Annotated in this window: 6 protein-coding genes, 1 tRNA gene and 1 other RNA gene; 5 read left to right on the top strand and 3 right to left on the bottom strand. The window is 75.1% G+C overall.

Annotated elements, in window-relative coordinates; genetic code table 11:
* Nucleotides 1–106 precede the first annotated feature (106 nt).
* Nucleotides 107–430 carry a putative quinol monooxygenase gene (locus tag KPL60_RS02575; RefSeq protein WP_226364755.1) on the bottom strand — a complete coding sequence of 108 codons (324 nt, stop codon included), beginning with the start codon at nt 428–430 and terminating at the stop codon, nt 107–109.
* A 420-nt stretch (nt 431–850) separates the two neighbouring features.
* Between KPL60_RS02575 and KPL60_RS02570 the strand changes: the two genes are divergently transcribed.
* Nucleotides 851–1,327 (top strand): tyrosine-type recombinase/integrase, encoded by a 477-nt coding sequence (locus KPL60_RS02570; RefSeq protein WP_226364754.1) that lies wholly within the window; start codon nt 851–853, stop codon nt 1,325–1,327.
* Nucleotides 1,328–1,398: 71 nt separating this feature from the next.
* Here KPL60_RS02570 and KPL60_RS02565 read toward each other — a convergent pair.
* Nucleotides 1,399–1,486: transfer RNA gene (locus tag KPL60_RS02565), tRNA-Ser, on the bottom strand.
* 80 nt (nt 1,487–1,566) lie between these two features.
* Here KPL60_RS02565 and ffs point away from each other — a divergent pair.
* Nucleotides 1,567–1,661: signal recognition particle sRNA small type (gene ffs / locus KPL60_RS02560), an RNA gene on the top strand.
* Nucleotides 1,662–1,712: 51 nt separating this feature from the next.
* Nucleotides 1,713–4,298 (top strand): DNA polymerase III subunit gamma and tau, encoded by a 2,586-nt coding sequence (locus KPL60_RS02555; protein WP_308016624.1) that lies wholly within the window; start codon nt 1,713–1,715, stop codon nt 4,296–4,298.
* Nucleotides 4,299–4,334: 36 nt separating this feature from the next.
* Here KPL60_RS02555 and KPL60_RS02550 read toward each other — a convergent pair whose 3' ends face one another.
* Nucleotides 4,335–5,138 (bottom strand): N-acetylmuramoyl-L-alanine amidase, encoded by an 804-nt coding sequence (locus KPL60_RS02550; RefSeq protein ID WP_226364753.1) that lies wholly within the window; start codon nt 5,136–5,138, stop codon nt 4,335–4,337.
* Between the two features lie 127 nt (nt 5,139–5,265).
* Between KPL60_RS02550 and KPL60_RS02545 the strand changes: the two genes are divergently transcribed.
* Both KPL60_RS02545 and recR read left to right on the top strand, forming a co-directional pair.
* On the top strand, nt 5,266–5,580 hold the full coding sequence (locus KPL60_RS02545; RefSeq protein WP_060713646.1) for a YbaB/EbfC family nucleoid-associated protein: 315 nt from the start codon (nt 5,266–5,268) through the stop codon (nt 5,578–5,580).
* 1 nt (nt 5,581) lies between these two features.
* Entirely contained in the window at nt 5,582–6,199 is a 618-nt protein-coding gene (gene recR / locus KPL60_RS02540; protein ID WP_226364752.1) for a recombination mediator RecR, read from the top strand.
* The last annotated feature ends 7 nt before the right edge of the window (nt 6,200–6,206 follow it).

Genomic DNA, 6,206 nt, shown 5'->3' with positions numbered 1-6,206 from the left:
GCCTGCGCGTACCTCGGTGAACGAGCGTGAATGAGACTGCGACCGAGCCCAGGGGAGAGCGGCGTGACCGCCCGGCGTCGTCTGTGGTGCGGCTTCCCGCGCCAGTTCAGCCTGCGTCGCCGGGAAGTTTCGGGAGGGCCGAGTAGGGGTGCGCTGCAATGCGCATCGGCGGCTCGGCGAGCAGGTCGATGATCTCATCGCGTAGCTGGTCGGCCAGGGGGCTCTGCTCGTAGGCATCCTTGGCTTCGACCGAACGGAACACCTCGACGTTCCACAGCACGTCCGGATCGTCATCTTCGCGGAGAATGGTGAATCGATCAGACGAATCGGACTTCTCCATCCCAGCTGTCGCCAATTCGAACAGCCGATCACCCTTCCCCGGCTTGGCACGCATCTTGATGATGTAGGCGGGCTGATCGCGGAATCCCATGACCGGAGCATGTCAGGCCGCATCGCGGGGAACCATCTGCACGATCACGGCCGAGCGGGGATCCCCACTCTGCCTGCCTCGCCCTGCCCGCTCGGTGATGGCGTCCAGAGCGGTCCGACGGTCATGGGTGTCGTCCGCCGCGTACTCCAGGCTGCGCTGGACGATCCGGGCGTATCGGCGAAGGAGTTCCAGCGCGTGACAGCAGCCGGTCTGCTGGTGACTCGCCAGCATGCCGACCGCGTGGTGCACCACGGTCGAGGCGCGGAGCGTCGACGTCGAGTCGTCGCCGAGGGTGGGTCGTGATCATCGGACAGCCCGTCGGTGAGCAGGCTTGCACAGCTCGCGTCCGACCGGGGTCCAGGATCATGAGATCGGTAGCAAGGTGTGGGGCGACCCTGTGGAGCCCGGGCCTGCTCGGCGGTGACGCGGTGCGCCGGCTACCGCCCGAAGCGGCTCGCGGACCGGCCGGAGACCGACGAGACGACGTCGCGCGCCGGACGCCGCGCCATCGGCCTCCCGGACGAACCGGTCGCGCTCCTGGAGTCCCACTGCGAGGAGCAGGACCGCGAGCGCGACACGGCCGCGCAGCTCTGGCAGGACTCCGGCTACGTATTCACCGACGAACGCGGCGAACCGCTCAACCCGAACACCGACCACCATCATGGGAAGGAGCTCCTGCGCGACGCCGGGGGCCGTGACGATCGCCTGCGCGACGCCCGCCACATGGCCGCGACGGTGCTGCTGATCCTCGGCGTCCCGGAGAGCGCGGTCATGGGCCTGATGGGCTGGTCGACGACCGCGATGGCCCCCCGCTACCAGCACATCACCGGGGTCGTGCGCAGCGACGTCGCCCAGCGTGTGGGCGGCCTGATCCGGGGCCGGCCGGATGCCGGGTGAGGCTGGAAATGAGACTGAACGCCGAACGCCGGGCCACCCGCGAGGGTGTGCCCGGCGTTCCGCCTTCCTGCTGGCGGAGGATACGGGATTTGAACCCGTGAGGGATTGCTCCCAACACGCTTTCCAAGCGTGCGCCCTAGGCCACTAGGCGAATCCTCCGCGAAAGAGGTTACGCGACGCCCTCGGCGATCCGACGCGGCCCCCTCGCCGCCCGACGGCGCCGTCCGTGGCACACTGTCCGTGGACCCCGTGCAGCGTCCATCCTGTGAACTCCCCCAGGGCCGGAAGGCAGCAAGGGTCAACAGGCTCTGGCGGGTGCGCGGGGTCCCCTTCTGTCTCCGAGCGGGTCCCCGAAGTGTCGGACCCCCTGGGTAGCCTTCCCCTCGTGGCTCTGGCTCTGTACCGCAAGTACCGCCCGGCCAAGCTGGCCGACGTCGTGGGGCAGGAGCACGTCACCGAGCCCCTGGCCACCGCCCTCACCGCGGGGCGGATCAACCACGCGTACCTGTTCTCGGGGCCGCGGGGCTGCGGCAAGACGTCCTCGGCCCGCATCCTGGCGCGCTCGCTGAACTGCGAGCAGGGGCCGACCCCGGACCCGTGCGGCGTCTGCAACTCGTGCATCGCGCTCGCCCCCGAGGGGTCGGGCAGCATCGACGTCGTCGAGCTCGACGCGGCGTCCCACGGTGGTGTCGAGGACGCGCGCGAGCTGCGTGACCGCGCGTTCTACGCGCCGGCCGAGTCGCGCTACCGCGTGTTCGTCGTCGACGAGGCGCACATGGTCACCACCCAGGGCTTCAACGCGCTGCTCAAGATCGTCGAGGAGCCCCCGGAGCACCTGGTCTTCGTCTTCGCGACGACGGAGCCGGAGAAGGTGCTCCCGACGATCCGGTCGCGGACCCACCACTACCCGTTCCGGCTGATCCCGCCCGGCACGATGCGCGCGCTGCTGGAGAAGATCTGCGGCGAGGAGCAGGTGACCGTCGCGCCGCCGGTGTTCCCGCTGGTCATCCGGGCCGGGGGCGGCTCGGCCCGCGACACGCTGTCGGTGCTGGACCAGCTGCTCGCCGGCGCCGGGCCGCAGGGTGTCACCTACGAGCGCGCGGTCGCGTTGCTCGGGGTGACCGACTCCGGCCTGATCGACGACACCGTCGACGCGCTCGCCGCGGCCGACGGCGCGGCCGTCTACGGCGCGGTGGACCGGCTCGTCGAGGCCGGGCACGACCCCCGCCGCTTCGCCTCGGACCTGCTGCAGCGCTTCCGCGACCTGATGCTCGTGCAGGCCGTGCCGGACGCCGCGGAGCAGGGCCTGGTCGACGGCGCCGCGGACGAGCTGTCCCGGATGGCCGACCAGGCCGCCCGGCTCGGACCGGCCACCCTCACCCGCTACGGCGAGATCCTGCACCAGGGCCTGATCGAGATGCGCGGGGCGACCGCCCCACGGCTGCTGCTGGAGCTGCTGGTCTCGCGGATGCTGCTCCCGGCGGCCACGACCTCCGACGGCGGGCTGCTCGAACGTCTGGAGCGCATCGAGCGGCGCAACGCGATCGCGCCCGACCCCGCCGGCCCGTCCGACGACGGCGGCGCCGCCAAGCGGTTCGTGCGGCCCAGCGAGCGCCCGGCCGGCTCGGAGCCGGCCGGCGGCGCACCGTCGCGTTCCGCGGAACGCGAGGCCGGGGCCCCGATGGCCGTGCCCGCCCCGGCACCGTCGCGGCCCGCCGAGCCCGCACCGGACGCCGCACCCCCGGCACCCGCAGCCCCGAAGCCCGCGGGGACCCGGCCGGAGGCGGGCGCGGCGCGTTCCGCGGAACGCGACGACGACGGCCGTGCCACGGCCACCGCAGCCGCCCCGCCCGCGGCTCCCGGCGCGGACCGGCACAGCGGCCCCCAGGACCGGGGCGGCGACGCCCAGGGCCGGGGCGGTGAGGCCTCCGGGCGTGGCCCCACGTCCGCGGAGGCCGGGAACCGGCCGACGGGCGCCCCGGCACCCCACGCCGACGGGGCGACCGGACCACGCGGACAGGGGAGCGCGACGACGGAGGCGGAGTCCGGCGCGGAGCGTTCCGCGGAACGCGCTCCGGCGACCGCGGGCCCCGGTGCGCCCTCCGAGGCGGCCGCCGGCCCGGCCCGGGCGCACGGCCCGGGAGCAGACGGCCCGGGTGCGGACGGTCCGGCCGCAGAGGGCCGGCCGGCGGACGGTCGCCGGGCGGACGGGCCGGGAGCGGGCGGGGCCGAGGAGCCCGCCGCGCAGGAGGCCGCACCCCGTCGCCCCGCCCCGCCCCGCGACGGCGCCCCCGCCGACGCCGTACCGCCGGAGTCGGCGCAGCCGGTGTCGTCGGCGTCGTCGCTGGACGCGACGGCGGTCCGCCGGGTCTGGCCGGAGATCCTCGCCGCCGTCCGCCAGCGCAGCCGCAGCACCGAGGCGCTGCTGGTCAACGCCACCGTCCGGGCGGTCGACGGCGACACCCTGGTCCTCGCGATCGGCGCCCCGCCGCTGGCCCGCCGGCTGTCCGAGGCGCGCAACACCGACGTGATCGCCGATGCGCTGCGCGCCGTCCTCGGGGTCCAGTGGCGGGTCCACTGCGACACCGGGGAGGCCGCGACCGCGCGTCGCGCCGCCACACCGGAACGCGCGCAGCGGGCGGTGCCGCAGCGCCCCTCCCAGCGCGACGCCCCGCAGCGCGAGCAGGGCGGGCGGCCCACCCGCCGTCCCGCGGGGGACTCCGACGTCCCGCTGCCGCCGGAGCCGCCGCCGGAGGACGCACCGCCGGACCCTCGTGATGCCGGACCGCAGGGGGGCGACGGTCCGGGTGCACGACCCGCCCCGGTACGGAACCAGGCCGCCGAGGAGGAGGACATGCTCGCCGAGGCCGCGGCCGAGGCGGCGTCACCGGGTGCCCGTCGCGACCCCGAGGCCGCCGCGCTGGAGATCCTCACCTCGCACCTGGGGGCACGCGCGATCGACCCGCGCTGACTCCCGGCCCGGGCGGGGTGGCCGGGTCGCGGGTGGTCAGCGGCGCAGCTGCGCCAGCACCGCCGTGGCCACCGCCGCCGCGATCCGGTCCCGCCCGGCTGGGTCGGTGAGCACGGCGGCGTCGCCGGCGTTGCGCATGTTGCCCGCCTCCACCAGCGCGGTCGGCACGGTCGAGGTGTTCAGGCCGGCCAGGTCCTCACGGCCGTCGAGCCCGTCGCGGCCGATGTAGCCGGCCGGGGCGAACCCGGCCGAGCGCAGCGCGTCCCGCAGCCCGGTGGCCAGGCGCAGTGACGCCGGTCCGGTCCCGTGCACCGCGGGCTCGGCGTAGGCGACGTGGAACCCGCGGGCCGAGGCCGCCGCGCCGTCCGCGTGCAGCGACACGGCCAGCGCCGCACCGGCCCGGCCGCCCGCCGCCCCGCGGGCGTCGACGCAGGGGCCGACGCCGTCGTCGTCGGGACGGGTGAGCACCACCCGCACACCGGCGGCCTCCAGCCGGGACCGCACCCGCCCGGCCAGGTCCCAGGTGAAGGTGTGCTCGGCGTAGCCGGCGTTCGTGGACGTGCCGGTCGTGTTGCACGGTTTGGTCCCGCCGCGCCCGTCGGGGACCGGCCGGTTCACCGCGGCCGGGTCCGCGGCGTTGCCGCCGTTGTGCCCGGGGTCGAGCAGCACGACGGGGGCGGGGACCGGCGCCGGGGTGGTGGGCAGCGAGCGGGTCGTCGCGGCCGGCACCGGGGTCGCGTCGACCGAGGGCGGGGCCGGTGCCGCTACGCCGCAGCCGGCGCACAGCAGCGCGACGACGGCCGGGGGGACGGCTGTGGCGGAACGGATCAGGGCGCGCACGGTCGGTCAGCCTGACACGTCTACCCTGGGAGAAGGACACGTCCGCGCCGGTCGCGCCGGGGAAGCCCCCGATCGCGCGAGCCGGACCCGACAGCGAGGGGTACGCGTGCAACCCGGTCAGCCCGACATGCAGATGATCCTGCAGCAGGCCCAGAAGATGCAGCAGCAGCTCCAGCAGGCCCAGGCCGAGCTCGCGACCGCCGAGGTCACCGGCCAGGCCGGGAACGGGCTGGTCGAGGTCACCGTCACCGCGGGGCTGGAGCCGCGCTCGGTGCGGATCGACCCGAAGGTCGTGGACCCGGAGGACGTCGAGACCCTGCAGGACCTCGTCGCCGGCGCGCTCGCCGACGCAGTCCGCCGTGCGCAGGAGCTGCAGCAGGAGAAGATGGGTCCGCTCGCCGGCGGTCTCGACATGGGCGGCCTGGGCCTCCCGGGCGCCTGAGGTGTTCGAAGGACCGGTCCAGGACCTGATCGACGAGCTGGGACGCCTGCCCGGGGTCGGTCCGAAGAGCGCCCAGCGCATCGCGTTCCACCTGCTCGCCGCGGACCCGGCCGACATCAACCGGCTCCAGGAGGTCCTGCAGACGCTCAAGCAGGGCGTCGCGTTCTGCGACGTGTGCGGCAACGTCGCGTCGGACACCCGCTGCCGCTACTGCTCCGACGCGCGACGCGACCCGACGCTGGTGTGCGTGGTCGAGGAGCCCAAGGACGTCCTGGCCGTCGAGCGGACCCGGGAGTTCAAGGGGCGCTACCACGTGCTCGGCGGCGCGCTCGACCCGCTGGCCGGGATCGGCCCGGACACGCTGCGGATCCGCGAGCTGCTCGCCCGCCTCGGCGGCACCGGTCCGGCGACCGACGAGACCGAGATCTCCGAGGTCATCATCGCGACCGACCCCAACACCGAGGGCGAGGCGACCGCGACCTACCTGGTCCGGCTGCTGCGCGACTTCCCGGGCCTGAGCGTCACGCGGCTCGCGTCCGGCCTGCCGATGGGCGGCGACCTGGAGTTCGCCGACGAGATGACCCTCGGCCGCGCGCTCGCCGGCCGGCGGGCCCTCTAGGTGTGAT

The sequence above is a fragment of the Pseudonocardia sp. ICBG162 genome (genome assembly GCF_020496225.1).
Taxonomy (GTDB): domain Bacteria; phylum Actinomycetota; class Actinomycetes; order Mycobacteriales; family Pseudonocardiaceae; genus Pseudonocardia; species Pseudonocardia alni.
Note: the sequence above shows the minus strand (reverse complement) of the source record. Positions and strands in the feature narration are given on the sequence as shown.